This is a genomic window from Actinomyces sp. HMSC08A09, from assembly GCF_001807465.1.
Classification (GTDB): Bacteria; Actinomycetota; Actinomycetes; order Actinomycetales; family Actinomycetaceae; genus Actinomyces; species Actinomyces oris.
Map to the genome: position 1 here is coordinate 1 of NZ_KV789100.1, position 25,151 is coordinate 25,151.

Annotated in this window: 23 protein-coding genes; 16 read left to right on the top strand and 7 right to left on the bottom strand. The window is 69.8% G+C overall.

What is annotated here, in order from left to right:
• Positions 1-248 precede the first annotated feature (248 nt).
• From pyrH to HMPREF3165_RS04455, 11 genes are all read left to right on the top strand, one after another.
• The gene (pyrH, locus tag HMPREF3165_RS04405) at positions 249-1,001 is read left to right on the top strand and encodes a UMP kinase (protein WP_070511117.1); all 753 of its coding nucleotides are present in this window, start codon (positions 249-251) and stop codon (positions 999-1,001) included.
• 155 nt (positions 1,002-1,156) lie between these two features.
• The gene (gene frr, locus HMPREF3165_RS04410) at positions 1,157-1,714 is read left to right on the top strand and encodes a ribosome recycling factor (protein WP_003786400.1); all 558 of its coding nucleotides are present in this window, start codon (positions 1,157-1,159) and stop codon (positions 1,712-1,714) included.
• Between the two features lie 72 nt (positions 1,715-1,786).
• Positions 1,787-2,716, top strand: coding sequence for a phosphatidate cytidylyltransferase (locus tag HMPREF3165_RS04415; RefSeq protein ID WP_009407305.1), 930 nt, complete (start codon positions 1,787-1,789; stop codon positions 2,714-2,716).
• A 71-nt stretch (positions 2,717-2,787) separates the two neighbouring features.
• Positions 2,788-4,050: a dual-specificity RNA methyltransferase RlmN gene (rlmN, locus tag HMPREF3165_RS04420; RefSeq protein ID WP_003786396.1), complete on the top strand. Its 1,263-nt coding sequence runs from the start codon at positions 2,788-2,790 to the stop codon at positions 4,048-4,050.
• Positions 4,047-4,592 carry a DivIVA domain-containing protein gene (locus HMPREF3165_RS04425; protein WP_003786395.1) on the top strand — a complete coding sequence of 182 codons (546 nt, stop codon included), beginning with the start codon at positions 4,047-4,049 and terminating at the stop codon, positions 4,590-4,592. The genes rlmN and HMPREF3165_RS04425 overlap by 4 nt, the downstream gene beginning before the upstream one ends.
• A 41-nt stretch (positions 4,593-4,633) precedes the next feature.
• Positions 4,634-5,926: a 1-deoxy-D-xylulose-5-phosphate reductoisomerase gene (gene dxr / locus HMPREF3165_RS04430; RefSeq protein ID WP_070511119.1), complete on the top strand. Its 1,293-nt coding sequence runs from the start codon at positions 4,634-4,636 to the stop codon at positions 5,924-5,926.
• Positions 5,923-7,257: a M50 family metallopeptidase gene (locus tag HMPREF3165_RS04435; RefSeq protein ID WP_070511121.1), complete on the top strand. Its 1,335-nt coding sequence runs from the start codon at positions 5,923-5,925 to the stop codon at positions 7,255-7,257. The genes dxr and HMPREF3165_RS04435 overlap by 4 nt, the downstream gene beginning before the upstream one ends.
• A 135-nt stretch (positions 7,258-7,392) precedes the next feature.
• On the top strand, positions 7,393-8,541 hold the full coding sequence (gene ispG / locus HMPREF3165_RS04440) for a flavodoxin-dependent (E)-4-hydroxy-3-methylbut-2-enyl-diphosphate synthase (RefSeq protein WP_175284723.1): 1,149 nt from the start codon (positions 7,393-7,395) through the stop codon (positions 8,539-8,541).
• A gap of 49 nt (positions 8,542-8,590) precedes the next feature.
• On the top strand, positions 8,591-9,580 hold the full coding sequence (locus HMPREF3165_RS04445; RefSeq protein WP_083303194.1) for a GNAT family N-acetyltransferase: 990 nt from the start codon (positions 8,591-8,593) through the stop codon (positions 9,578-9,580).
• 110 nt (positions 9,581-9,690) lie between these two features.
• A complete protein-coding gene (locus HMPREF3165_RS04450) occupies positions 9,691-9,981 on the top strand; it encodes a hypothetical protein (protein WP_070511123.1) in 291 nt (96 codons plus the stop codon).
• Entirely contained in the window at positions 9,978-11,354 is a 1,377-nt protein-coding gene (locus tag HMPREF3165_RS04455; RefSeq protein ID WP_070511125.1) for a tripartite tricarboxylate transporter permease, read from the top strand. Before HMPREF3165_RS04450 ends, HMPREF3165_RS04455 begins: the two co-directional genes overlap by 4 nt.
• Positions 11,355-11,523: 169 nt before the next feature.
• Here HMPREF3165_RS04455 and fni read toward each other — a convergent pair whose 3' ends face one another.
• The 4 genes from fni to mvk are packed head-to-tail and all read right to left on the bottom strand — an operon-like array spanning position 11,524 to position 15,777.
• Positions 11,524-12,612, bottom strand: coding sequence for a type 2 isopentenyl-diphosphate Delta-isomerase (gene fni / locus HMPREF3165_RS04460; protein ID WP_070511127.1), 1,089 nt, complete (start codon positions 12,610-12,612; stop codon positions 11,524-11,526).
• Positions 12,609-13,796 (bottom strand): phosphomevalonate kinase, encoded by a 1,188-nt coding sequence (locus tag HMPREF3165_RS04465; RefSeq protein WP_070511128.1) that lies wholly within the window; start codon positions 13,794-13,796, stop codon positions 12,609-12,611. The genes fni and HMPREF3165_RS04465 overlap by 4 nt, the downstream gene beginning before the upstream one ends.
• Positions 13,787-14,818: a diphosphomevalonate decarboxylase gene (mvaD, locus tag HMPREF3165_RS04470; RefSeq protein WP_070511130.1), complete on the bottom strand. Its 1,032-nt coding sequence runs from the start codon at positions 14,816-14,818 to the stop codon at positions 13,787-13,789. The genes HMPREF3165_RS04465 and mvaD overlap by 10 nt, the downstream gene beginning before the upstream one ends.
• The gene (mvk, locus tag HMPREF3165_RS04475) at positions 14,815-15,777 is read right to left on the bottom strand and encodes a mevalonate kinase (RefSeq protein WP_070511132.1); all 963 of its coding nucleotides are present in this window, start codon (positions 15,775-15,777) and stop codon (positions 14,815-14,817) included. Before mvk ends, mvaD begins: the two co-directional genes overlap by 4 nt.
• Before the next feature lie 256 nt (positions 15,778-16,033).
• Between mvk and HMPREF3165_RS04480 the strand changes: the two genes are divergently transcribed.
• On the top strand, positions 16,034-17,866 hold the full coding sequence (locus HMPREF3165_RS04480) for a proline--tRNA ligase (RefSeq protein ID WP_070511134.1): 1,833 nt from the start codon (positions 16,034-16,036) through the stop codon (positions 17,864-17,866).
• Between the two features lie 13 nt (positions 17,867-17,879).
• On the opposite strand, the gene HMPREF3165_RS04485 is transcribed toward HMPREF3165_RS04480, so the two are convergent.
• Genes HMPREF3165_RS04485 through HMPREF3165_RS04495 form a run of 3 tightly spaced genes read right to left on the bottom strand, consistent with a single transcriptional unit; the run spans position 17,880 to position 22,197 of the window.
• Positions 17,880-20,906 carry a DEAD/DEAH box helicase family protein gene (locus HMPREF3165_RS04485; protein WP_070511136.1) on the bottom strand — a complete coding sequence of 1,009 codons (3,027 nt, stop codon included), beginning with the start codon at positions 20,904-20,906 and terminating at the stop codon, positions 17,880-17,882.
• A 3-nt stretch (positions 20,907-20,909) separates the two neighbouring features.
• A complete protein-coding gene (locus tag HMPREF3165_RS04490) occupies positions 20,910-21,146 on the bottom strand; it encodes a hypothetical protein (RefSeq protein WP_070511138.1) in 237 nt (78 codons plus the stop codon).
• A gap of 1 nt (position 21,147) precedes the next feature.
• Positions 21,148-22,197: a Tat pathway signal protein gene (locus tag HMPREF3165_RS04495; RefSeq protein ID WP_256274979.1), complete on the bottom strand. Its 1,050-nt coding sequence runs from the start codon at positions 22,195-22,197 to the stop codon at positions 21,148-21,150.
• A 124-nt stretch (positions 22,198-22,321) separates the two neighbouring features.
• On the opposite strand from HMPREF3165_RS04495, the gene rimP reads away from it, so the two are divergent.
• From rimP to HMPREF3165_RS04515, 4 genes are all read left to right on the top strand, one after another.
• Positions 22,322-22,840 carry a ribosome maturation factor RimP gene (gene rimP / locus HMPREF3165_RS04500; protein WP_070511140.1) on the top strand — a complete coding sequence of 173 codons (519 nt, stop codon included), beginning with the start codon at positions 22,322-22,324 and terminating at the stop codon, positions 22,838-22,840.
• 193 nt (positions 22,841-23,033) lie between these two features.
• On the top strand, positions 23,034-24,074 hold the full coding sequence (gene nusA, locus HMPREF3165_RS04505; RefSeq protein ID WP_003786363.1) for a transcription termination factor NusA: 1,041 nt from the start codon (positions 23,034-23,036) through the stop codon (positions 24,072-24,074).
• Between the two features lie 118 nt (positions 24,075-24,192).
• Complete coding sequence (locus HMPREF3165_RS04510) at positions 24,193-24,525, top strand: YlxR family protein (protein ID WP_070511142.1); 333 nt, start codon at positions 24,193-24,195, stop codon at positions 24,523-24,525.
• Positions 24,526-24,616: 91 nt separating this feature from the next.
• Positions 24,617-25,151 (top strand): translation initiation factor IF-2 N-terminal domain-containing protein (locus HMPREF3165_RS04515; RefSeq protein ID WP_176746997.1); only part of this gene is annotated, 535 nt, incomplete at its 3' end.

Consider the following 25,151-nt stretch of genomic DNA (forward strand, 5'->3'; position numbering starts at 1 on the left):
GGGCGCGAGCATCATGCTCGCGCCCCCGCCCCGTTTCTCTCCCCACTCATCGACATCCCTCACCGTCTGCTCCCCGGGGCGCCCTCCTCGAGCACGTCTTCTGCGTGGGCCTGGTCCCTGGCACGGTCCCATGGCACGGCCCCATGGTGTGTCTGACCGCCGGGGTTGACGCTCATCGTGGCCCGGTGCCCACCCGGACGGGGTAGGCTGTGCCAAGCCTGCCCACCGAACCCAGGAGACATAGCGCAATGAGTCAGGAACCGGCTCGTGACGACCGCGTCGCCCACGGCACGCACCCCAGACGTGTTCTACTCAAGCTCTCCGGTGAGGTCTTCGGCGGCGGAGCCATAGGCCTGGACCCCGACGTCGTCTCCGACGCCGCCCGCCAGATCGCCGAGGCCGTGCGCGCCGGAGTCCAGGTCTCCGTCGTCGTCGGAGGCGGGAACTTCTTCCGCGGCGCCGAGCTCTCCTCGCGCGGCATGGACCGCGCCCGCGCCGACTACATGGGCATGCTGGGAACCGTCATGAACGCCCTGGCCCTGCAGGACTTCATTGAGAAGGCGGGGGTGCCCGCCCGTGTCCAGACCGCCATCGCCATGGGACAGGTCGCCGAGTCCTACATCCCCCTGCGCGCCATCCGCCACATGGAGAAGAACCGCGTCGTCGTCTTCGGCGCCGGTGCCGGCCTGCCCTACTTCTCCACGGACACCGTCTCGGCCCAGCGCGCCCTGGAGACCCACTGCGACGAGCTGCTCGTGGGCAAGAACGGGGTCGACGGCGTCTACACCGCCGACCCCCGCAAGAACCCCGATGCCCGGCGCCTGGACCAGCTCACCTACGAGCGCGCCCTGGCCGACGGCCTCCAGGTGGTCGACGCCTCCGCCTTCGCCCTGTGCCGCGACAACGGCCTGACCATGCGCGTCTTCGGCATGGGGGAGCCCGGCAACATCACCCGAGCCCTGCTGGGTGAGAGAATCGGGACACTCGTCAGCTGCGACTGACCCGGCTGCGAGCTCAGACGGGCCGCCGAGGGCCCCTTCGAGCTCCGTGACCGCATGCAGCGCAGACGGCCGGCACACCCTCCCAACCCGCAGCCATCCCCGCGATGGCCGATCACTACCTGACGAACCCACGACCGCCCAGTAAAGGAAGCACCATGATCGACGACGTCATGCTCGAGGCCGAGGACAAGATGGACAAGGCCCTCCAGGCCGCCAAGAGCGAGCTGGCCACCATCCGCACCGGCCGCGCCAACCCCTCGATGTTCAACGGGATCGTCGTGGACTACTACGGCGCCCCCACCCCGCTCCAGCAGCTCGCCTCCCTGACGATCCCCGAGGCCCGCACCGTCCTGGTCAGCCCCTTCGACCGCTCCGCCATGAAGGACATCGTCACCGCCATCCGCGAGTCCGACCTCGGCGTCAACCCCACCGATGACGGCACCGTCATCCGCGTCACCCTGCCGGCACTGACCGAGGAGCGCCGTAAGGACTACGTCAAGCTCGCCCGCTCCCGCGCCGAGGACTCCCGCGTCCAGGTGCGCGGTATCCGCGGCAAGGCCAAGAAGGAGCTCGAGGCCATCAAGAAGGACGGCGAGGCCGGCGAGGACGACGTCAAGCGCGCCGAGCACGAGCTCGACGGCCTCACCAAGCGCTTCGTCGAGCAGATCGACGCCGCCCTGAGCGCCAAGGAGGCCGAGCTGCTCGAGGTCTGAGCCGCCTTCTCCCGGGAGCGGCCGCGCCACCGTCCGGCCTCCCGCCCTGTCCCGTCAACCCCTGTGAGCCCCGTGTCGCCTCTGCTGAACCCGCGCCCCACGCGCAACCACGACCCCCTGCCCGCCACCGGGCGGGCGGGACGCAACCTGCCCGCCGCCATCGGGGTGGCGGTCGTGCTCATCGCCGTGGTCCTGGGGTCCCTGGCCTTCTACAAGGTCATCTTCGTGGGCGTCGTCGTCCTGGCCGTGTGCGGGGCGCTGTGGGAGCTGGCGGCGGCCTTCGCCCGCAAACGCATCCGCCTGCCCCTGGCGCCGCTGTGGCTGGGGACCCTGGGAATCTCCGTGTGCGCCTGGGAGGTGGGAGCGGAGGCGGCCTTCGGGGCCTACGTCGCCACCGTCGGCGCCTGCGTCCTGTGGAGCTTCATGGACCAGGCTGAGGCGGAGGTCGGCACCGTCCTGGAGCAGGCCGGCCACGACATCCCTCGCACCGAGGCCCACGACGAGGTCCGCCGCTCGCGCTCCAGCGCCGCGGCCGCCTCGGTCTTCGCCGCCACCTACCTGCCCTTCCTGGCCGGCTTCGCGGTCCTGCTCCTGGTGCAGGAGCACGGAGTGGGAAAAGTCATGATGCTCATCGCCCTGGCGGCCGCCAACGACACCGGCGGGTGGATGGCCGGCATCACCTTCGGCCGTCACCCCCTGGCGCCCTCGGTCTCACCCAAGAAGTCCTGGGAGGGGCTCATGGGCTCCCTCATCGCAGCCGTCGCCACCGGTGCCGGCTGCGTCTGGGCCATCGGCGGCCCCTGGTGGACCGGAGCCGCACTGGGCGCCTGCACCGTGATCGTCTCCACCCTGGGAGACCTGGGGGAGTCCCTGCTCAAGCGGGACCTGGGACTCAAGGACATGGGCACGCTCCTGCCCGGGCACGGCGGAATCATGGACCGGCTCGACTCGATCCTCGTGGCCGCTCCACTTGTCTACGCCTTCACCCTCCTGGTGAAATAGGGACGCATGCCGCACCCACCCCTATCGACCAGCCCGGCCCTCCCCAGCCCCGGGACACGAGGAGCACGAGCGTGAGTCCATCGCGAGCACAGCAGCGCCCCCGGCGCCCGCAGCCCGTCAGCATCACCGGACGGCCACATGACGGCCGGGTCCAGGTCATGCCCACCGACCAGCCCCCGGAGGGCGCCACCAGCCCCGACGCCAAACCGCGCCTGTCCTTCGCGGTGCCCGCCGCGCGCGGCAAGGCCCCCCGCCACCTGGCCGACCTCGACCTGTCCGGGCGCAAGGCCGCCTGCAAGGACTCGGGCCTGCCCTCCTTCCGGGCCGACCAGCTCTCACGGCACTACTTCACGCACTTCACCCGCGACAGTGCGGACATGACCGACCTGCCCGCCGCCCAGCGCGAGCAGCTGTGCGCCGAGCTGCTGCCCGAGCTCATCACCCCGGTACGCGCCCTGCGCGCCGACGGCGGGCGCACCATCAAGCACCTGTGGGAGCTGCACGACGGCGTGCGCGTCGAGAGCGTCCTCATGCGCTACAAGGAGCGCACCACCCTGTGCGTCTCCTCCCAGGCCGGCTGCGGCATGGCCTGCCCCTTCTGCGCCACCGGTCAGATGGGCCTGACCCGCAACCTGTCCACCGGGGAGATCGTGGAGCAGGTGCGCCACGCCGCCCAGGCCTCGGCCGCTGGGGAGCTGACCGGGGGACCGGCCCGCCTGTCCAACGTGGTCTTCATGGGCATGGGCGAGCCGATGGTCAACTACAAGAACGTCGTCGGCGCCCTCCACCGGCTCATCGACCCGGCCCCGGAGGGCTTCGGCCTGTCGGCGCGTGGCATCACCGTCTCCACCGTGGGACTCGTCCCCCTCATCCGCCGACTCGCCGGCGAGGGGCTGCCGGTGACCCTGGCCGTCTCCCTGCACGCCCCCGACGACGAGCTGCGCGACGAGCTCATCCCCGTCAACTCCAAGTGGAAGGTCGGCGAGCTGCTCGACGCCGCCCACGACTACTTCCTGGCCACCGGCCGGCGCGTGTCCATCGAGTACGCGCTCATCAAGGACATGAACGACCACGCCTGGCGCGCCCAGCTGCTCGCTGACGAGCTCAACCGCAGGGACACCGGATGGGCCCATGTCAACCCCATCCCGCTCAACCCCACTCCGGGCTCCATCTGGACCTGCTCGGAGGTTGCGGTTCAGGATATGTTCGTCGACACGCTCCGGCGTGCCGGAATTACCACGACAGTGCGAGACACTCGAGGCAGCGACATCGACGGTGCCTGCGGTCAGCTCGCGACCGAGGTACTCAACCAGGAGAGGGTCAAGACGACATGAGCGACATGTTCCCCAAGTCAGCGCTCCTGCGACCGGGCTACCGCCCCGAGCAGGTGGACCGCTACTTCGAGACGGCTCACGAGATCTACGACGCCGGTGAGCTCGACGAGATGGACTCCGAGGGCGTGCGCACTGTCGCCTTCGACGTCGTCCTGCGCGGCTACCAGCCCCAGGCCGTGGACGCCGCCCTCGACCGGCTCGAGGCCGCCTTCCTCCAGCGCCGTCGCGCGGCCTTCGTGGCCAAGAACGGCCGCCAGGCATGGATGGACCAGGTCACCCAGCTCGCCACCACCCTCTACCCGCGTCTGCTGCGCCCGGCCGGCGAGCGCTTCGCCCCGGCCTCCGGGCAGGGGTACGACAAGACCGACGTCGATGCCCTCATGGACCGTATCGCCGGCTACTTCGACTCCGACACCACCCTGACCTCCAGCGAGGTGCGCGGAGCGGTCTTCCGTCGAGCCCGGGGGAACAAGGCCTACGGGGAGCCCAGCGTCGACCGTTACCTGGCGCGCGTCGTCGAGGTCCTGCTGTCCGTCGAGTGAGTCACGCCCGTCGAGCCCGTCCTGAGGAAACCCGCCACCCCATGACCAGCCACGCACCAGCGCCCTCCCACAACCCACAGCGACTGGTCCTCCTGGGATCCACCGGGTCGATCGGCACCCAGACCCTCGAGGTCCTCTCCCGCCTGGGGGAGCACGCCCCGCGAGTGGTCGCCCTGGCCGCCGGCGGATCGCGCCTGGAGCTCCTGGCCCGCCAGGCCATCACCTGGGAGGTTCCCGTCGTGGCCGTCACCGGCAGGGGAGAGGATCTCGCCGAGCGCCTGCGCCAGGCCCTGAGAGCCGCAGCCGCCCAGGCCGGCAGCCCCGACCCGGTCACCACCATTCTCACCGGCCCCGACGCCGCCACCACGGCGGTCCAGGCCGCCGAGCTCGGGGCCGGCGACACGGTCGTCAACGGCATCACCGGCTCGGTGGGACTGCTGCCCACGCTGGCCGCCCTGGCCAGTGGCGCCCGCCTGGCCCTGGCCAACAAGGAGTCCCTCGTCGTCGGGGGCGCCCTGGTCCGCCAGGCGCTGACCCGACCTGGCCAGATCGTCCCCGTGGACTCCGAGCACTCCGCCATCGCCCAGGCCCTGGCCAGCGGCCGCCACGAGAAAGGACTGACCAGTCCCGTCCTCAGCGGACGCAGCGAGGTGCGGCGGCTGGTCCTGACCGCCTCCGGCGGCCCCTTCCGCGGGCGCAGCCGCGCCGAGCTCACCGGGATCAGTGCCGCCGCCGCTCTCAAGCACCCCACCTGGGACATGGGGCCGGTGGTGACCATCAACTCCTCGACCCTCATCAACAAGGGGCTCGAGCTCATCGAGGCCCACCTCCTGTTCGACGTGGCACCCGAGCGGATCGACGTCGTCGTCCACCCCCAGTCCGTCATCCACTCCATGGTGGAGTTCACCGACGGCGCCACCATCGCCCAGGCCTCCCCACCCGACATGCGCCTGCCCATCGCCCTGGGCCTGACCTGGCCCGAGCGCCCCGACCTGTCGGGCCTGGTGACTCCCAACGACTGGCGCGAACCGGTCAGCTGGACCTTCGAGCCGCTGGACGGTGCCGCCTTCCCCGCCGTCGACCTGGCCCGCAGCGCCGTGGCGGCCTCCGACACCCACCCGGCCGTCCTCAACGCGGCCAACGAGCAGGCCGTCGCCGCCTTCCTCGCCGGCGGCCTGGAGTGGCTCGACATCGTCGAGATCGATGCGGCCGTCGTCGGCGAGCACGAGGGCCTGACCGGCCCGGGCCTCGACGACGTCCTGGCCGTGGAGACCTGGGCACGCGCCCGCGCCGACGAGCTCATCGCGGCACGAAACGGAGGAACGCACTCGTGAGCACCACCCTGGCCTACATCCTGGGCATCGTCATCCTCGTCATCGGGATCGGTGTCTCAGTGGCCCTTCACGAGCTCGGGCACATGATCCCCGCCAAGAAGTTCGGCGTGAAGGTACCCGAGTACTTCATCGGCTTCGGCCCGAAGATCTGGTCGTTCAAGCGCGGGGAGACCGAGTACGGCGTCAAGGCCATCTGGCTGGGCGGCTACGTCAAGCTCGTCGGCATGCTGCCACCGGCCAGGCCCGGCAGGCCGGACCGCCGACGCAAGGACGGAAGCCTGGGCATGGTGGGCGAGGCGCGCGCCGAGGCCCTGGAGGAGATCCAGCCCGGCGAGGAGCACCGGGCCTTCTACCACCTCAGCGTCCCCAAGAAGCTCATCGTCATGGCCGGGGGAATCCTCACCAACCTGGTCCTGGGGATCGTGCTGCTGGCCGTGGCCGTCGGCGTGGTCGGCATCCCCGGACGCACGACGACGCTGTCGACCGTGGCGCCCTGCGTGTCGTCGAACATCGACGCGGGCACCCCCTGCCAGGACTCCGACCCAGTCGGCCCAGCCAGCGCCGCCGGCATACGGGTCGGCGACAGGATCGTCTCCTGGGGCGGGGTGAAGGTCTCCACCTGGGAGGAGCTGCAGGCCCGGATCGCCGCCCAAGGCACCAGCCCCACCGAGGTCATCATCGAGCGCGACGGAGTCGAGCGCACCGTGAGAGTCACTGCGGTCGAGGCCCAGCGCACCGTTCGCGACGCGCAGGGCGCCCCGGTCAAGGACGCCTCCGGAGCCGTGCGCACCCAGGCCCGCCCCTATGTCGGCATCTCCCCGTCGCTGGGAACCATTCCCCTGAGCCCCACCAAGATCCCCGGCATCATCGGGCAGGCCATCGGTGGGACGGTCAAGGCCATCGCCACCCTGCCGGTGGGCCTCTATCACGCCGTCCAGGCGGCGCTGGGCGTTGAGCAGCGCAGCGCCGACAGCGGCGTTGTGGGCCTGGTGGGCATGGGACGCATGGCCGGAAACGCCACCAGCGGCGGTGTGGCCGGAGGCGGCGCAGTCCCCCTGTCGATGCGGGTGAGCACCATGCTCATGCTGCTGGGCAGCCTCAACCTGGCGCTGTTCGCCTTCAACCTGGTGCCCCTGCTGCCACTGGACGGCGGGCACGTGCTCGGAGCCTGCTGGGAGGGCATCCGGCGCTCGATCGCCAAGGCGCAGGGCAAGCCCGATCCGGGCCCGGTGGACACGGCCAGGATGCTGCCCGTCGGTCAGGTCGTCTTCGGGCTGCTCATCGCCATGGCCCTGGTCCTGGTGTGGGTGGATATCGCCGCGCCGCTGTGAGGCCCGCAGGGTCTGGCAGGGCGTGAGCAAATCGGTACCGGCGGGAGCGATGCCACACACCTGAGGTGCAGGGCCTGGCAGGGCGGGTGACATACTGGACGGGTGACTGAAGCGATCGCTCTTGGCATCCCTACGATGCGTGCCCAGGCCCCGGTCCTGGCAGCGCGCCGACCCACCCGCAAGATCCAGGTCGGCAGCCTCAACGTCGGTGGAGACGCACCCATCACCGTGCAGTCGATGACCACCACGAAGACCCACGACATCGGTGCCACTCTGCAGCAGATCGCTGAGCTGACGGCCGCGGGCTGCGACATCGTGCGCGTGGCCTGCCCCACCGACAAGGACGCCGAGGCACTGCCGATCATCGCCAAGCAGTCCCGCATCCCCGTCATCGCGGACATCCACTTCAACCCCAAGTACGTCTTCGCCGCCATCGAGGCGGGCTGCGGCGCGGTGCGCGTCAATCCCGGCAACATCCGCAAGTTCGACGACCAGGTCGCCGACATCTGCAAAGCCGCCTCCGACGCCGGCGTCTCCCTGCGCATCGGCGTCAACGCCGGTTCCCTGGACAAGCGCCTGCTCAAGAAGTACGGGAAGGCCACCCCCGAGGCGCTCGTGGAGTCGGCCACCTGGGAGGCCGGGCTCTTCGAGGAGAACGACTTCCACGACTTCAAGATCTCCGTCAAGCACCACGACGTCGTCACCATGGTGCAGGCCTACCGGCTCCTGTCGGAGGCCGGCCAGTGGCCCCTGCACCTGGGCGTGACCGAGGCCGGCCCGGCGTTCCAGGGCACGATCAAGTCCTGCGCCGCCTTCGGCACCCTGCTGGCCGAGGGCATCGGCGACACCATCCGGGTCTCGCTGTCCGCCCCTCCGGTCGAGGAGGTCAAGGTGGGCACCAAGCTGCTGGAGTTCATGGGGCTGCGCGAGCGCCAGCTCGAGATCGTCTCCTGTCCCTCCTGCGGCCGGGCCCAGGTGGACGTGTGGACCCTTGCCGAGGAGGTGGAGGCGGGACTCAAGAAGGTCACCGCTCCGCTGCGCGTGGCCGTCATGGGCTGCGTCGTCAACGGCCCCGGCGAGGCCCGCGAGGCGGACCTGGGCTGCGCCTCGGGCAACGGCAAGGGCCAGATCTTCGTGCGCGGCCAGGTCGTTGAGACCGTCCCGGAGGACCAGGTCGTCGAGACCCTCCTCAAGCACGCCGAGGCCATGGCCGCAGAGATGGCCGAGGAGCTCGGGGAAGAGGCCCTGGCCGGCACCAGCCCCATGGTCTCCGCAGCCGGCTGAGGACCGGTGAGGGCCGGGCGCCTCCAGCGCCGGCCCGGGCCTGACGGGTATGAGCTTCCTGCGGCACCGCGACACGAGACGCGCTCAGCGTCACGCCGACCGCCTGACACCGGTTCCCTCCGATCAGGTGTCGGGAGTCATGTCGCTGTGTGCTCTGGAACCGGTCTGTGCCGTGAGCCTGGTCCAGCAGATGCAGCGCTGGACCCGCTGGGGACGCGGAGACGTCGTCGCCCTGGGCGGACTGGCACAGCCCGTCGCCGCCGCCTGGTCGGTCGGCTCCCTCATGCCCTTCGGCCTGGCCGGACGCCCCGAGCACGGTCTGCGGGCGGCCGATGCCGGCGAGATCCGGGCACTGGCCGAGCACTGCCGACCCCGCCTGTCCAGGCACGGCTCGGTCTGCGGGCCGGCCCCGGACGTTGCGGCGATCTGGGGAGCGCTCAGCGAGCAGGGAGTGCGTTCCCGCCAGGAGCGCTGGAAGCAGCCGGTCCTGGCCGCACCTCGCCCGGCCGCGGGGCTGAGCGTCGGGCACCGGCCCCGTCACCCCTCCCTGTCCTGGGTGGGGCAGGCGGTCCGCCGGGCGCAGCCAAGTGAGACGGAGATGGTCCTTCCGGCCTCGGTGGACATGTTCATCGGTGAGCTCGGTTACGACCCCACCACCGATGGTTCCGGATACCGACGTCACGTCGGCTGGCTCATCGAGCAGGGGCGCAGCTACGTCGTCCTCGACGACGGCGCAGGAGGTCCTGTCCAGCCCGGAACGCCCCGGGCGGTGGCCTTCAAGGCCGACGTCGGGGCCCTGTGGCACTCCCCGACAGGCGGCGTCGCCCAACTGACCGGCGTGTGGACCCGCCCCGACCTGCGTGGGCGGGGAGTCGGGGCGGCGGCACTGGCCGGGGTGGTGGACGCCGTGCGCCGGGACCATGTCGGCGCCGACGGCGTCGTGAGCCTCTACGTCAACGACTACAACGCCCCCGCTCTGGCGCTCTACCGCTCCCTGGGCTTTGAGCAGGTGGGTCTGTTCGCCACCGTGCTCCTGTGAATGTTCCCGGTGGGACCGCAAGGACGATGCGGTTTTGTTACACGGCGCCTGCAAAGTCATGGTGAACAACATATGGAGCGTCTTGGGCGGCTCGCCTACGATCACCAATCGTGCGCAGTACGGATGACGTCGACTCCGAGAACACGGAGCGTCAGAACAACATCGAGGTATGGAATGACCTCGTATCACCCACAGACTTGATTGTCTGTCTCCTGATATCGGTGATATGCGTCGTCGCGGCGGTGCTGTTCTCCGTTTATCTCGGAGGCAAGCCGCTGTTCTGGGGGCTGGGGGCCTCCACTATCGGTTTTATCGCCTGCTGCTTCCTTGTGACTCCTAAACGTGAGGTCACCATTGTCGATGAGCTGAACGTCGGGGCGAGTGAAAGGGGAGACCAGTGACTGTGAGCCTTCTCCTCATGATGGCGGCTGCCATCCTGGCTGCCGTGGTCCTCTACACCTTCATCGGTTTCATCCCCGGGACCGATGAGACCGGGGTGCTGGCCCCCGTCACTCTGGCGATCATCCTGGCTGGGGCACCACCGCACGTAGTGCTCGCCTTCTTCATCTCCGCCGTGGTCACGCTCAACCTCATGAACGGGATCCCGACGGCGCTGGTGGGACTGCCCGGCGGAGTCATGTCCGCTCCGCTCATGGATCACGCCATGGTGCTGCGCAACAAGGGCCTGGCCTCAGACACGATCCGGAAGATGGCGGTGGGGTCGGCTATCGGAACCCTTATCTCCATTCCCCTGAGCTTCCTCCTCGCCGGTCTGCTGCTGCCCATGGCCGACTGGATCAAGTCCAACTCCGATATCGTCCTGGCTGTCGGAGCCGTGATTCTGGCACTGCTCGGAAAGAACCGAATTCTCTCCCTGGTATCGATTCTTCCCATGGCACTTCTGTTCCAGGCGCTTCCGGCGCTCTACCGAGGGGCGGGAATTATCCCTGAGAAGGCCAGTGTCAATACCTCCTTCTTCCTCGGTATCACCGTGGGGCCCATGCTCCTGACCCTCCTGGAGCTGCTCAATGCCAAGCGCCGGGAGGCACTGCCGCACGGCAATCGCACCAAGGCCGAGCTGCTGCGATCCGGTTTCGAGCGACAGGCGTTGTGGCCGGGGCGGCTCATCACGAGGTCCGAGGGCTGGTGGAGTGCCGCCATGGCCGCCGTCTCCACCCCGCTGTTCATTCTCAGCCCGGTGGGCCTGACCTTCCTGCTGGGCGAGGCCTCCGTGGCCCGCCAGAAGGAGGACCGGGTGCCCCGCGCGCAACGTGCAGTGACCGTCATGAGCGCCCTGACCCACTCGACCTACCTGGCCGGCGTCATCATTCCACTGGTGGCACTCGGGGTCCCGATCTCCGGTGTGTCCGTCGGCCCCGCCGGTCCGCTGTTCAATGCGGGCTCGGTCTACACCAAGCAGCACAACCTGCACCACCTGCTGGATCTGCCCGGATTCATCATCACCGTGACCATCGGGGCTCTTGCCGCGGTTACGATCACGTACGTCATCGCCGTGCGCTGGTCCTCGCAGATCACCTACTTCGTCATGCGTCGCATTCCCCACGAGGCGGTGCTGGCGCTGTTCGTCGCCTTCGTCCTCCTGCTGGCATACATCGACGCCGACCAGAAGGCAGGCCTGGCCAATGTCTTCGGGGTCCTGCTTGTGGGCATTGCGTGCGGGTCGCTCAATCGACTGGGGGTCTCCTACGGCGTCCAGTTCATGTCCCTCTACGCGGCCCCCGGCATCGTCAAGGCCCTGGCCGCTCTGGCCTGATCTCCTTCTCGCGGGATGCGGCGGAGGTTGGGAACCGGCCTCCGCCGCACGTCTGTTGCGATCGGCCACGCAAGACTCCGATGCTGAGTCCTCATACCAGCACTCGATGAGTCAGTCGGAGTTTGGGGCAGAGGGGACGATCTCCGTTGACGGAAGCACCTAGTGACGGTCAGCTATCGCTGCGGTGTGCCAGACCGGTCAGATCGACGCCGAGCAGACGGGCCCGCTCAGCGGTGCTCCCGGTGACGAGAACATCGGTGCGACGCAGCTGAGAGACATCGGCCGCTCCCAGCAGGGTCATGAGCGTGCGCACGTGCTCGCTCCAGGTGTGCAGCTCTTGGCACAGGGCCTCGGGGCCCTCCTTGACCAGGGTGCGCAGGATGTGCCCGGAGGCGCCGACGGCACAGGCTCCCAGGGCCAGCGACCGGACGACGTCGAGTGGGTTGCGCACGCCGCCGGAGGCCAGTACCGGCAGGCTGACCGGCTCCGAGCCGCTCAGCGACTCCAGCAGGCACAGCGCCGTCGACTGGCCCCAGCCGACCAGGTAGGACAGGTCGCGCTGCGGTCGGCGCTCGTTCTCAATGGCGATGAAGTCCGTGCCTCCGGCCCCAGCCACGTCGACGGCCGCGACGCCGGTGCGCGCCAGGGCCTCGATCGTTCGGCGTGAGAGCCCGAATCCCACCTCTTTGACCACCACCGGGATGGGCACGGCCGCAACGATGCCGGCGATCGCCTCGCTCCAGCCGGTGAAGTCGCGGTCGCCCTCGGGCATGACCAGCTCCTGGGCCGCGTTGAGGTGGATCTGCAGGGCGTTGGCCTCCAGCATCTCCACGGCCTGCAGTGCCTCCTGAGGGCTGACGGTCGGTCCGACATTGGCCAGGACGAAGGCGCCCGGGGCCCGGTGTCGGATGACGTGGAAGCCGTCCGCTCGCTCGGGGTCACGCAGGGCCACGTGCTGGGAACCGCAGGCGATCGCGACTCCCGCCTCAGCGGCCGCCTCGGCCAGACCGGCATTGATAGCCGCTGTTGTCTGCGTTCCGCCGGTCATGGCGTTGATGTAGAACGGGACCTCCCAGCGGCAGCCCAGGACGGTGGTGCCGATATCGACCTGCTCGGCGCTGACCCCCGGTAGGCTGTGATGGATGAAGGAGACGTCGTCGAAGGCGCCGGCGCGGTCCTGACCGTGCAGACGCATCGCCAGCTCCAGGTGCTCGTCCTTACGGGAGGCCCGTTGCGAGGTGATGGGCTCGTGGCTCATGGGGTGACCTTAATGGGGGAGACGGTCGAGGAATCAGCACGTGCCTCAGCGGGGTCGGCTGCGCAGACAGCGGATGAGTCCCGGCTGTAGACCGACAGGTCCAGAGGCCGTATCCCGGCCGTCTCCCACGCGGCTCGCAGTGCAACCAGGTCCGTGGCCGGTGGGCACAGGGCGATTCCGCAGTCCCCGCCCCCAGCGCCAGAGCTCTTAGCCGTTGCCCCGTGGTCGAGCGCGATCTCGACCAGTCTCGACAGCTCAGTGGTCTCGATGGTCCGGCCGCCGATCCGGCTGAGCCCGGCCAGAAGAGCCCTGTTGCGCGCGATCTGGCGCATGATCCGGGCGACGTCATCATCCTCGATCGCGGTGATGAGACGAGCCAGGCAGTCCTGGCTGTCGCGCAGGAAGACGGTGTAGTCATCGGCCCCGTGGGATCGGGTCTGGACGTCGGCGACCAGGGCCGGGGTGGAGGCGGGCGCACCGGTCCAGCCCACCTGAAGCCGCAATGAGGGAGACGGCAGGCGGCGGACGCTCAGACCTGGCCAGTCCGCCTCCACGAGATCGCTCATGCCACCGGCCCCGGCTCGCTGCCGGGCCCGGCGCAGCCATGAGCGGTCGGGGGAGGTGTAGGCCACCCACCCGGTCATGGCGCTCGCGGCGATGTCTCCTCCTGAGCCGATCGGCTGGACCGTGTCACTGGCCAGCATCGCCAGCTTGTAGACGGTCAGATCGTCGGCGGCCATGCCGTAGAACGTCGCGACGGCGCGCACCGTCGCCACGGTCACCGCTGATGATGAGCCCAGTCCCAGCTTGCGCCCGTCGTTCTCCTCCAGCTCGCTGGAGACGCTCAGGTCGAAGGAGCGTGGCCGGCCGCCACCATGGGTCACCAGCGCCTCAACGACTCGGATCGCCGAGATGATGTAGTCGTCCTCTCCTCCGACTGCCTCGGCCTGGCCGTCCTGCGGTCGGCGGCGCCAGGACCTGGAGCCGTTGGCGTAGAGCCGTGAGCTGATCGTGCCCGCGTACTCGCCGGCGGGGGAGCAGGGCGTGATGCGTACGGTGATGAATCGGTCGACGGCGACCAGGACTGCTCGGTGGCCGGGCTCGACGACGGCGTACTCTCCGGCGATGTAGAGCTTGCCCGGCGCCCTGGAGACGACATCGCCGCCGTGAGAGGTCACGGGCATGGGCCCTCCTCGATACGCACCCCGCCGCCGGGACGCCTGACCGAGACGGTGGTGCCGGTCAGACGGTCCCGCAGCGCGGCGGCGACCTCCTCGGCGCGGGCGCCCTCGGTGAGGACCTTGACGTTGGGTCCGGCATCGATCGTTGCCCAGACGGGCAGCCCCTCCTCGCGCATGGCGCGGATCGCGTGCAGTGCCGCCACGGTCTGCGGCAGCCAGTAGATGATGCCCGGGCGGGCCGCGATCATCGTGGCGTGCATGCCCAGGGCGTTGCCCTCGACGATCTCCCCGAGCCGTGCCAGGTCGCCCGCCCGGACCGCTTCCAGCGCCACCTGAAGGTCCCTCCCGCTGGCCTCGACCCAGGCGGGGAAGAGGGGGGAGGACGCCATGGTGGCCCGCATGGCCCGGGTCGAGCTGATGGGTTTGTAACGCTGCGAGAGCACGACGACGACCATTGCCAGGTCCATCTCGCAGGCGACCGGCTCGGCGTAGGAGGAGGCGTCGTCGTGGCCCGCGTTCCACAGGACCAGCCCGCCGAAGACGGAGCGGGTCGCCGAGCCCGAGCCGCGTCGGGCCAGTCTGGAGAGCTCCCGGCCATCGAGATCCATGCCGGCGGCCCGGGAGGCCGCTGCAGCAAGCGCCGCGAAGCCCGCCGCCGAGCTCGCTAGGCCGGCCGCCAGCGGGACCGAGGCCCGGGAGGTGATGGTTGCCGGGGCGGTGACGCCTGAGCGGGCGCGCACCAGGTCGAGGAACCGGGTCACTCGCTCCAGCTCCACGGCGCTGGGGGAGGCCCCGTTGATCGTCACCGAGTCTGCGGCGCCGTCCCCGCCGTCGAAGGAGACCGTCGTCGTCGTCCGGGTGCCGCCGAGGGTGAGGGACAGGCTCGACGTGGCGGGGATCGCCTGTGCCTCATCGACCTTGCCCCAGTACTTGATGAGCGCGATGTTGGTGTTCGCGCTGGCCGTCGCGGTCGCGATGGCGGACGGGGAGGAGTTGGCAGCGGCTCCAGGGGGTACGGCGGTCACTCGTCCACCTCGCTGATGCGCATCCGATAGTTCCATGTCTCCGGTGCGCCGGCCTGTTCCAGGGCGGCACGCACCCGGCGCGTGGCGGACTCGCCGGTGGCCAGGGCGATGACGCAGCCGCCGAGTCCTCCGCCGGTGAGCTTGGCGCCCAGTGCCCCGGCGCTGCGGGCGGCTTCGGTGAGGTCATCGAGGATCGGCAGGCTCAGGCCGAGCTCGGTCAGCACCGCGTGCGCCTCGTCCATGGCGACCCCGAGGGCCGGGGCGTCGGCCTGGTCCAGGGCCATGATCGCGTTCTGGGTGAGTGCTCCCAGTCGGTTGATACGCGGGCCGATGTTGTCAGGATCGTTCTCGTAGCGCCGGCGCAGGCCTCCAACGGCCTCTCGGGTGGAGCCGTGGATCCCGGAGTCGGCGATGATGAGGGAGGCGTTCTCAATGCGCTGGCTCAGGGGCCGCATCTGCCCTCCCTGGAACCGGATGGGGCATGGGGAGCAGGTGGCGGCGGCGTCGAGCCCCGACGGCTTGCCGTGAGCGATCTGCTCGGCCATCTGCGTCAGGGCGAACAGCTCGTCCGCGGCGGCCTCACGCCCGCAGGCGTCCAGAACCGCACGGATGATCGCGCCGGCCGCCGCGGCCGACGAACCGAGCCCGCGCTCATGGGGGAAGTCGCTGACGGTGATGATCTCAAGGGCCTGGTCCAGGCACCCGGAGAACTCCCGGGCCACCTCGAAGGCTCGCGCCACGCTGGCGAACCGGGGGCCGGCCTGCGTCAGGGGGCCCGAGTAGTCCAGGCTGGTCAGCGTAGAGGGGCCCGAGGTCGGTCTCGCAGTGGCTCGCATCCGCAGGTCCTGCAGCGGTACGGCGACGGCGGGGTGGCCGTAGACCACGGAGTGCTCACCCAGAAGAATGGCCTTCGCCCACGTCTGGCCGTGTCCCTCGCGCAGGGAGGAGTGCCTGTCCATATGCTTCCTTGCCTGTGGCCCGCGAGCAGGGGGACGTGACGCGGCCGAACTCAGGGATAAGAGGGTCGACGAACCCTCCGATGGGATGGAGCGTATCGGGCCTTTCTCGAGGGCCGCAAGTCGTCCCTGACCAGCGTCAAGGACTTCGGTTCGCCCGGTGCGTCGTCGTTGGTCGGCCGGTCTCGAATCGCGTGATCTCGTACGGTCGGGCGGGCTCCGTTGGGGTCGTGGCGTCAGACCCCGTAGGATCGCCCCCGTGCTGCACAGACTCTCCACCTCCTTCATCCGTACCCTGCGCGAGGACCCGGCCGACGCCGAGGTCGCCAGCCACCGCCTGCTCGTACGCGCGTGCTACGTCCGCCGGGCCGCGCCCGGGGTCTACACCTGGCTGCCGCTGGGGCTGCGGACACTGCGCAAGATCGAGGACATCGTGCGCCAGGAGATGGACGCCATGGGCGGCCAGGAGGTCCATTTCCCGGCACTCCTGCCGGCCGAGCCCTACCAGGCCACCGGGCGCTGGGACGACTACGGCCCCACCCTGTTCAAGCTCCGCGACCGCAAGGACGGGGACTACCTGCTGGCCCCCACCCACGAGGAGATGTTCACCCTCGCGGTCAAGGACCTCTACCCCTCCTACAAGGACCTGCCGGCCGTCGTCTACCAGATCCAGACCAAGTACCGCGACGAGGCCCGCCCCCGCGCCGGCATCATCCGCGGCCGCGAGTTCGTCATGAAGGACTCCTACTCCTTCGACATCGACGACGCCGGCCTGGCCGCCGCCTACCAGGCCCACCGCGACACCTACGAGCGGATCTTCACCCGCCTGGGCCTGGACTACGTCATCGTCAACGCCATGGCCGGCGCCATGGGCGGATCCCACTCCGAGGAGTTCCTCCACCCCTGCGAGATCGGTGAGGACACCTTCGTGCGCTCCTCAAGCGGCTACGCGGCCAACGCCGAGGCTGTCACCACCGTGGTCCCCGAGCCCGTGGACGCCTCCGGGATCGGCCCGGCGCGCGTGGTCGACACCCCCGACACCCCTACCATCGACTCCCTGGTCGAGCTGTGCAACCGCGCCTACCCGCGCTCCGACGGGCGGGCCTGGACGGCCGCCGACACCCTCAAGAACGTCGTCGTCACCCTCATCCACCCCGGCGGCGAGCGCGAGCTGCTGGTCGTCGGCGTGCCCGGGGACCGCGACGTCGACATGAAGCGCCTGGAGGCCGCCGTCGCCCCCGCCGAGGTCGAGATGGCTGGCGACACCGACTTCGAGACCCACCCCGAGCTCGTGCGCGGCTACATCGGCCCCACCGCCATCGGCCCGAACTCCCCGCTGCGGCGCGTGGAGAAGCGCGAGGACGGCACCGAGGTCCTCACCGGCTCCGTGCGCTACCTCGTCGACCCCCGGATCGTGGAGGGAACCAGCTGGGTCACCGGCGCCAACACCGACAAGAAGCACGTCCTGGACCTGGTCATGGGCCGCGACTTCACTGCCGACGGCACCATCGAGGCCGCCGAGGTCCGTGAGGGCGACCCCGCCCCCGACGGCTCCGGCCCCCTCCACCTGGCCCGCGGCATCGAGATCGGCCACATCTTCGAGCTGGGACGCAAATACTCCCAGGCCCTGGGACTGACCGTCCTGGACGAGAACGGCAAGGCCCGCGTGGTCACCATGGGCTCCTACGGCATCGGCGTTAGCCGCGTCATGGCCGCCCTGGCCGAGGCCAACCACGACGACAAGGGACTGACCTGGCCCGTCCAGATCGCCCCCTACCACGTGCAGGTCCTGGCCACCGGCAAGGACCAGGCCGTCTTCGACGTCGCCGAGCAGATCGCCTCATCCCTGGATGCCGACGGCGTCGAGGTCCTCTACGACGACCGCCGCAAGGTCTCCGCCGGCGTGAAGTTCGCTGACGCCGAGCTCCTCGGCCTGCCCTACACGCTGGTCGTCGGCCGGGACCTGGCCAAGGAGGGAACCGTGGAGATCCGTGACCGCCGCACCGGCGAGCGCCGCTCCGTGCCCGCCGACGCCGCAGCGACCGAGCTCAGCTCCACCGTCCGCGCCGCCCTGGAGGCCGCCCGTCACTGAACGGCACGGCCGTTCAGTCCTCCAGCCAGCGCCTGGTACGACGCAGCTCGACTCGTCCGGTGGGACCACCGCTGCCGAGGCAGGACAGGAGCGCTGTCGCGTCATCGGCATCGGCAACCAGGTGAAGCCGGCACGGCCCCACCCGTGTGGACCAGGAGTGAACGAGGGCCTCCATATCGGCTCGTGAGCGGGCCAGGGCCGTCGGAACCGCAAGGTGAACACTGTCAACGTGGTTCCATGCCCCCAGCGCCAGCAGCCGTCCCAGGAGACGCCGCAGCCTGTTGAGGGGCTGCTCGGCCGTGCCCCGAGCCAATGTTGCGGTAGCGGCCTCGAGGATGAAACGAGGACGGCGCACCGGGGAGCTCAGGAGCTCGGTGAGGATGTCGGCGAACCGAGCACTCTGACGGGTCCCCACCCCGTCCAGGCCGATCAGCACCCGCGGACGAGATTCGCCGAGCGAATCGGTGGGACTCTCGCGAACCACGAGGTCGGGGCGGGGCCCGCCAGCGGAGTCCCCGTCCGCAGTGAGGTCGTATCGCGGCAGGACAACATCGAGAACGGCGCGAGCCGCTGCGCTCCAGAAGGCCGTGGGCGATCCCCGGCGCAGCAGGGCCGGGGCACTCGTGATCTCGACCGCCTCCAGCACGCGGCCACGGCCGCGTCGTGACACCCGGTGTGCTGCGGATACTTGAGCGAGCCATCGCCGCGACTCGATCTGACGATCGAGGCCTGCCAGGGTGGCGGAGTTGAGGGCATCAATATCCTCCGGGGCGGCGCCGTCATCCAGTTTGTCGAGAAGGCGGCGCTGGACCGGTGACAGCATGGCATCGAGCCCCGTCTCGACAACAGGAGCGCCACCAGACTCGTCGGAGGCCGACACCCGGGCGCTCGCGGGATCATCGATCCGCACCAGTGACCACAGGTGCTCGGCCTTGCGACGCAGTCGCTTCAGGTCCGGGTCGGAGCGCAGTCGGGGGTGGCCTGGCAGGAGGCAGGTGACGGACCAGTTGTGAGCGACCTTGTCGACCCAGCCCGGGTCCAGACGCATCGTGCGACCGCGCAGCTGCTGCGTTGAGGCCGAGGTCGTCGCCGCCGTCAGATCGATGAGCGTGTTGACGGCAGGGCAGTCCCAGCCCTCGCCGAGCAGCCCCCGGGTGCCCACGACGAGTCGTACCTCCCCGGCAGCGACCAGCTCATTGACGGCCAGGACGAGTCCGGCGCTGCCAACTCCCTGGCCGGTGACCGAGAGCATCCAGCCGTCATCGGTGGCGGGGAGTGCGAGACCGGTGCTCCGACGCAGCCGATCCAGCAGCGAGGTGTCACCGCTGGCCAGGCTCAGGCGGGAACTGGTCAGCAGCACCGGGTGCAAGGAGCGCAGATCCGCATCACTGAGCAGCATACTCATACAACGCACCGCGCCTCCCGCAGGACCGGGGCGTGAAGCCGGGACCAGGACGTCGAGCGCTCGGTGAGGAGCAGAGTGCTCGGCCGCATCGGTGACAACCACTGCTCGCAGCCGATCGCCGATGGAGTCGAGCTCGTGACGCAGGATGTCGACGACGGCCGTGTCCTTGGCCCTGGACGCGGCAGTGATGGTGTCCACCGGGGACCGGCCCGCCCGGATACCGGAATCGGTCAGGTACAGCCCGAAGCCTCTCAGCAGTTCGCGTGTGGACTCCCAGTCCCGCCGGCGCTCCGGAGCCGCCAGAAGGCGGTCGTGAGCGTACCGACCCAGGAGCCTGAGCTCATCGTCAAGATCAAGCAGGTCGAGCTCGGGCAGGAGCGGAACAACTCGAGCACTCAGAGCCGTGCCCCGGTAGCTGCCTGTTCTGCGCAGCAGCGCTGCTGCGGACGCGGCCACGAGCGGGTCGGCGTCGAAACCCGCAACGATCCGACGCACCAGCTCGTCCTCCTCGTGAGGCCTCGCTGTCGTAGGGGCATGGTCGTCATCCGCTCCAGCGATGCGAGGCAACGGTCCCGACCCGCTCCCGCCACCGGGAGCCGTGGACGGCATGGGCGGGGCGACAACCTCAAGCAGGTAGTCGATGCCGTCGGGGCTCAGCAGCAGCTCGCTCACCCGGTGATGGAGCTCCTCTCCGGCGGTGGCCAGGAACCTTGTCTCCTCCGGGGACGGGAGCGTGAACCAGGCCAGTTGACGGCAGGGAGCGAGGTGACCGGCGCGGATGACGGCCGGAACCGGAATCTCAGCGTCGACGTCGCCCAGGAGCGCGCGATAACGGTGGACCGACCGGTCCTCACCCGAGGGCTCAGTGGCCGTCAGACCGATGAGCGTGGGGGCCAGGCCCGCTCGTTTCAGACGCCGTACGAGGTAGTGGACGACGATGGCCCAGTGGGCCTTGAGGTGGTGGCACTCGTCGAGGACGATGGTGGCGACTCCCGCGGTGACGAGTGCATCCAGGCGTGCCCGGGCACTGGGACCCAGAATTGCGTCGATGGCGTCGTCGTCGAGCTCATCGATCCGGCGGCGGATGGTGGCAGTACGTGAACGAAGTCCACGGCTGTAGGCCCGGGGATTATCGGCCTCCAGGCGCTTCAGCCACGCCTCGGCGCTCCCGGCGCTTCGTCCGTCGGCCGTGAGCTCAGCGAGCCAGTGCGAGCGGGCTGCGTCGCTCCAGGCAGGGGCGGAGTCGACGACGGCCAGGGACTGATAGGTCAGCACCGTCAGCTCCGCGGCTTCTGCAGCCTGCTCTGGACGTGTGCTCGGCAGGTGGGTGCCGACGGAACCAGTGACCGACGGGGATCCGACGGCGGGGGAGGTGAAGAGCTTTCGCGCTTGATGGATCCACTGGGCCCCGATGACCGTGGTGGGTACGAGGACGAGCGCACGACGGCCGTTGCGCACGGCCAGCTCCAAACCCATGAGGGTCTTACCCGATCCGGGTGGTGCGAGCAGGTGAAGCGTGGATCCGTCGTCGGGATGGAGCCGGTCAAGGAGACTCTGCTGGTAGTCGCGTAACGGCACTCGACGTGTCCACCGGCGCAGCGGGCGTTGCGTGGTGGGGGCGGCTGCGCTCGTCATGTCTCACCTCGGGGCTGCGTCGCCCTGGGTATCGGCCAGGCGCTCCTGGGTCTCCTGCTGCTCAACCACGTGCTCGTGGGCCGGGTTGAAGACGTTGTCGATGGGACCCAGGAGGGCGCCACGTGGGTCGCGCTTGCGGCGCCGCCAGTAGATCCAGCCACAGCGCTCCATCCACAAGAGGAGCTGGTCCACGGCCACCAGGGCGGCGATGACGGCTACGGCCGCCATGAGAAGACGCATCTCAGGCGGCGTAGCCGGGCAGGGAGGAGAAGTCCGCACCCCAGGCGGTGGCACGCCGGGCGGCGTCGACCGCACCGGTGACGGCCGCCTCGCGGGCCGGGCTGGAAGCCTTGGCGGAACCGGCCTCCTGCACCTCCGACGACACGACGGCGGACCACACCTGCCGGGCCCAGAGCACCTGGGTGCTCACACTGGGATCAGTCGACTCACTCGGAGGGGCGTAGGCGCTCATCCGCTTGTCCTCAGAGCCCGCGGCCACCGCGGCGTTGACCACGGAGGTGGCGGCCTTGGCGTCGGCGATCGCCCGAGTGCGCTGGGAGTCGTCGCTGCGCGCGGCAAGCTCCTCCATGGCGTAGCGGGCCGCGTCATAGGAGGTCAGCAGACCGGAGCTGATCTTGGAGCCCTGCGCCACCTCCACCCGCGACTTGTCCGCCGAGCTCGGCGGCTGGAAGAGATCATGCTGGAGACTCCAGGCCACCGTCAGCGAGGTGAAGAGCCGGGCATCCTGCTCCGAAGCTGCGGCGATCGCCGCGCGGCGAGCCAGCGTCGATCCATCGGCCAGGGCCGTGGCCAGGTCCTGTGCGGAGGCGCCCGCCGAGGCCGACGGCACGGGAGCCACCGTGGGGTAGGCGGAGGGCACCTGAGAGGGCCAGGGCTGCCACACCCCGCCCAGGGTCTCGAGCTGGGCATCAGCCGTCTGCTTGACCCCCTCGGCCAGACCCGTCGTTGTGGCATCCCCGCCGCCGGCCTGCGCGACCACGCCGGCGGTGGAGGAAATGAGCGCAGCCTGCCTGGCCAGTCCATCACGAGCAGTCTCTGACGCCGAGGCCGACGGCAGGGACGCCGGGGAGCCCTTCCCCAGACGCAGCCCGCAACCGCTCAGCGCCGCGGTCACAGCCGTTCCCACCGCGAGCACCACGGCGCGGCGCGTCAAGCCGTGGCCCGCCGCACCGGTGTCGCCACTGGTACGGGGCCGGGCGCCGACCCGGTCACTGGAGGGCGGCTGAGAGCCGTTCGACTGGGCGGGGAGAGGAGTGCGGCGAGTGTTCACCGGGGAATCCTCCCACAGACGGCAGGTAGCATGATCCCGACCTCGACCACCTCGACCATGTTGACTATGTTGACCGCGTCCGTCCGAGCCCTCGGCTCGGGCCAGTACGGGAGGAAGAACGACCATGGCAGCCCATGAGCCGCGCAAGGATCCGCGCCAGCGCGCTGACGCTCTGGCCCGCAGTCTCACCGATCTGCTCGCTCCGATCGTCAACGACGCCGGGCTTCATCTCGAGAGCGTGGAGACCACCCGGGCGGGCAAGTACTCGGTCGTGCGCGTCTTCGTGGATCTGGTCGACGGCCCCGGAGACCTCGATCTCGACGCCCTGGGGCCCGTGACCGCGGCCATCTCCCAGGCCCTTGACGAGGCCGACCCCGTCAAGGGGCAGTACACCCTTGAGGTCTCCACCCCCGGAGCCGAGCGGGAGCTGACCACCTTGCGTCACTTCCGACGTGCCGTTGGTCATAGTGCCCGGGTGTGCACGGCCGATGACGAGCTCATCGGCCTCGTCACCGCGGCCGATGCGGACGACGAGGCCGACGACCACAATGGTGGCATGGTCGGAATTGAGGTCGACGGCGTCGAGCACCGCATCGCGCTGGGGGACATCACCGAGGCGCGGATGGTGGTGGCCGGGCTCTAGAGCCGGGCAACAGGCCGAAAATCCATAAGATGCTCCCCGCGGATAGCGACCGGGAATAATGTGTGTCCTGATAACTGATAGGTTGACGGACCGGCCCGGACAGACGTGATGGACCATCCGACCCGTCACGGGCTACCGTCGACGGGAACCCAGTGCATACCCGCTCAGCGGACCAGAGAGGACCCAAGGACCCATGGACATCAATATGCCGGAGCTGCGAGGCGCTGCCGACGAGCTCGGTATTGACCTGGACAACCTGCTGCCCGCTATCGAGGACGCCATCCTGGGGGCCTACTCCAAGGTTCCGGGGGCCATCCGCGGCGCCCACGTCGAGATCGACCGTCGCACCGGGCACATGAGCGTCCTGGCCCCGGAGGTCGACGAGGAGGACCAGCCCACGGGGGAGTACTTCGACGACACCCCCGACGACTTCGGCCGCATCGCCCAGGCCACGGCCCGCAGTGTCATCGTCCAGCGCATCCAGGACCGCCGCGACTTCGAGGTCCTGGGCGCCTTCAAGGACAAGACCGGCGAGCTGATCTCCGGCACCGTGGAGCAGGGGCGCGACCCCCGTATCGTCTACGTGCGCCTGGATGAGGAGCACGAGGGCATCATGCCGCCCCATGAGCAGGTACCCGGTGAGCGCTACCGCCACGGAGACCGCGTGCGCGCCTACGTCACCGACGTCTCGCGCGGCACCCGAGGAGCTCAGATCATCCTGTCGCGCACCCACCCCGGTCTCGTCCGCAAGCTCTTCGAGCGCGAGGTTCCCGAGCTCTCCTCGGGCGACGTCGAGATCGTCTCCGTCGCCCGGGAGGCCGGCCACCGCACCAAGATGGCCGTGCGCTCCAAGGTACGCGGCGTCAACGCCAAGGGAGCCTGCATCGGCCCCATGGGACAGCGGGTGCGCGCGGTCATGACCGAGCTCGGTGGAGAGAAGATCGACATCGTGGACTACTCCGAGGATCCGGCGCGCTTCATCGCCAACGCCCTGTCCCCGGCCCGCGTGGCCGCCGTGGGCGTCATCGACGCCGAGGAACGCACCGCACGCGCCATCGTCCCCGACTTCCAGCTCTCCCTGGCCATCGGTAAGGAGGGGCAGAACGCCCGTCTGGCCGCGCGCCTGACCGGGTGGAAGATCGACATCCACGCCGACGCCGAGTCCGGTGAGATCACGCCCGGCCAGGGCTCCCAGTCCGACGACGTGACAGGTCCCTCAGAGCTGGGCGACTGAACCGCCCTGCGGGGCGATGTAGACTTTCCGGCGGACCTTTGCGGGTCCTGCGCCGGGATTCCCCGGTTGCGGTACCCGCGTCAGCGGTTGCAGAGCAGCGGAAGGACGCCGACGGACGGTGGTCACCATCCCCCACGTGCCCGAGCGCACCTGTATCGGCTGTCGACAAAGGGCCCCGCGGACGCAGCTGCTGCGTCTCGTCCTGACGCCGAGCGGTGAGCTCGACGTCGATGCCCGGGCCGTCAGACCCGGGCGCGGCGCCTGGATCCACCCGGATCCGGCGTGCCTCGACCTCGCTGAGCGACGACGCGCCGCTCCACGCGCTCTGCGCACCGGCGGACCACTGGATGTGGCCCAGGTGCGCGGGTTCCTGGAGCGGAGGATGGTCAACGACCGCGAGGTCCCCGCTGCCCGACCGGGTGAGCGGACCACCGATAGCGAAGGCGGGTAGGAAGCCGATGGGCACCCGATGAGTACCCAGCGATGAGCTGCCTCTAGAAGCACCCACCCCTGTCCGGGGTGGGAAACCGGACAGGAGAAAAGTGGCTAAACCACGCGTTCATGAGCTCGCCAAGGAGCTCGACCCCACTGGCAAGAAGGTCACCTCGAAGGTGATCCTGGCCTGGCTCAAGGACCAGGGAGAGTTCGTCAAGGCGGCCTCCTCAGCCGTTGAGCCCCCCGTCGCTCGCCGGGTTCGCGAGCACTTCGCCGCCCAGGCGCAGGAAGCACCGGCGGACACCCAGGCCGACAAGCCGGCCAAGACCGACTCTCAGGCCCCCAAGCCCTCCAAGAGCGCCCCCAAGCCGGGCACACAGGGCGCCAAGCCGGGAGCCGCCGGTGCTCAGGACCAGGCTCCGAGCCCCGCCGCCAAGCCGGCCGCCCCCAAGCCGGGAGCCGGCGCACCCAAGCCAGGGGCTCAGGCCGCCAAGCCGAGTGACCCCACCCCGGCCCCGGCGACCACCGCCAAGCCGGCGCCCCAGCCGAGTGCTGCTGCTGAGGCACCCAAGGCCCCCAAGCCCGGAGCCGGCGCACCCAAGCCTGCGGCCGCCTCTGGCGCCCCGACGCCCGGCGCGAGCC

Coding starts and splice junctions, on each gene's coding strand:
- pyrH (WP_070511117.1), top strand. CDS start 249: ATGAGTCAGGAACCGGCTCGTGACGACCGCGTCGCCCACGGCACGCAC.
- frr (WP_003786400.1), top strand. CDS start 1,157: ATGATCGACGACGTCATGCTCGAGGCCGAGGACAAGATGGACAAGGCC.
- HMPREF3165_RS04425 (WP_003786395.1), top strand. CDS start 4,047: ATGAGCGACATGTTCCCCAAGTCAGCGCTCCTGCGACCGGGCTACCGC.
- dxr (WP_070511119.1), top strand. CDS start 4,634: ATGACCAGCCACGCACCAGCGCCCTCCCACAACCCACAGCGACTGGTC.
- ispG (WP_175284723.1), top strand. CDS start 7,393: ATGCGTGCCCAGGCCCCGGTCCTGGCAGCGCGCCGACCCACCCGCAAG.
- HMPREF3165_RS04445 (WP_083303194.1), top strand. CDS start 8,591: ATGAGCTTCCTGCGGCACCGCGACACGAGACGCGCTCAGCGTCACGCC.
- fni (WP_070511127.1), bottom strand. CDS start 12,612: ATGAGCCACGAGCCCATCACCTCGCAACGGGCCTCCCGTAAGGACGAG.
- HMPREF3165_RS04465 (WP_070511128.1), bottom strand. CDS start 13,796: ATGCCCGTGACCTCTCACGGCGGCGATGTCGTCTCCAGGGCGCCGGGC.
- mvk (WP_070511132.1), bottom strand. CDS start 15,777: ATGGACAGGCACTCCTCCCTGCGCGAGGGACACGGCCAGACGTGGGCG.
- HMPREF3165_RS04485 (WP_070511136.1), bottom strand. CDS start 20,906: ATGACGAGCGCAGCCGCCCCCACCACGCAACGCCCGCTGCGCCGGTGG.
- HMPREF3165_RS04490 (WP_070511138.1), bottom strand. CDS start 21,146: ATGCGTCTTCTCATGGCGGCCGTAGCCGTCATCGCCGCCCTGGTGGCC.
- rimP (WP_070511140.1), top strand. CDS start 22,322: ATGGCAGCCCATGAGCCGCGCAAGGATCCGCGCCAGCGCGCTGACGCT.
- nusA (WP_003786363.1), top strand. CDS start 23,034: ATGGACATCAATATGCCGGAGCTGCGAGGCGCTGCCGACGAGCTCGGT.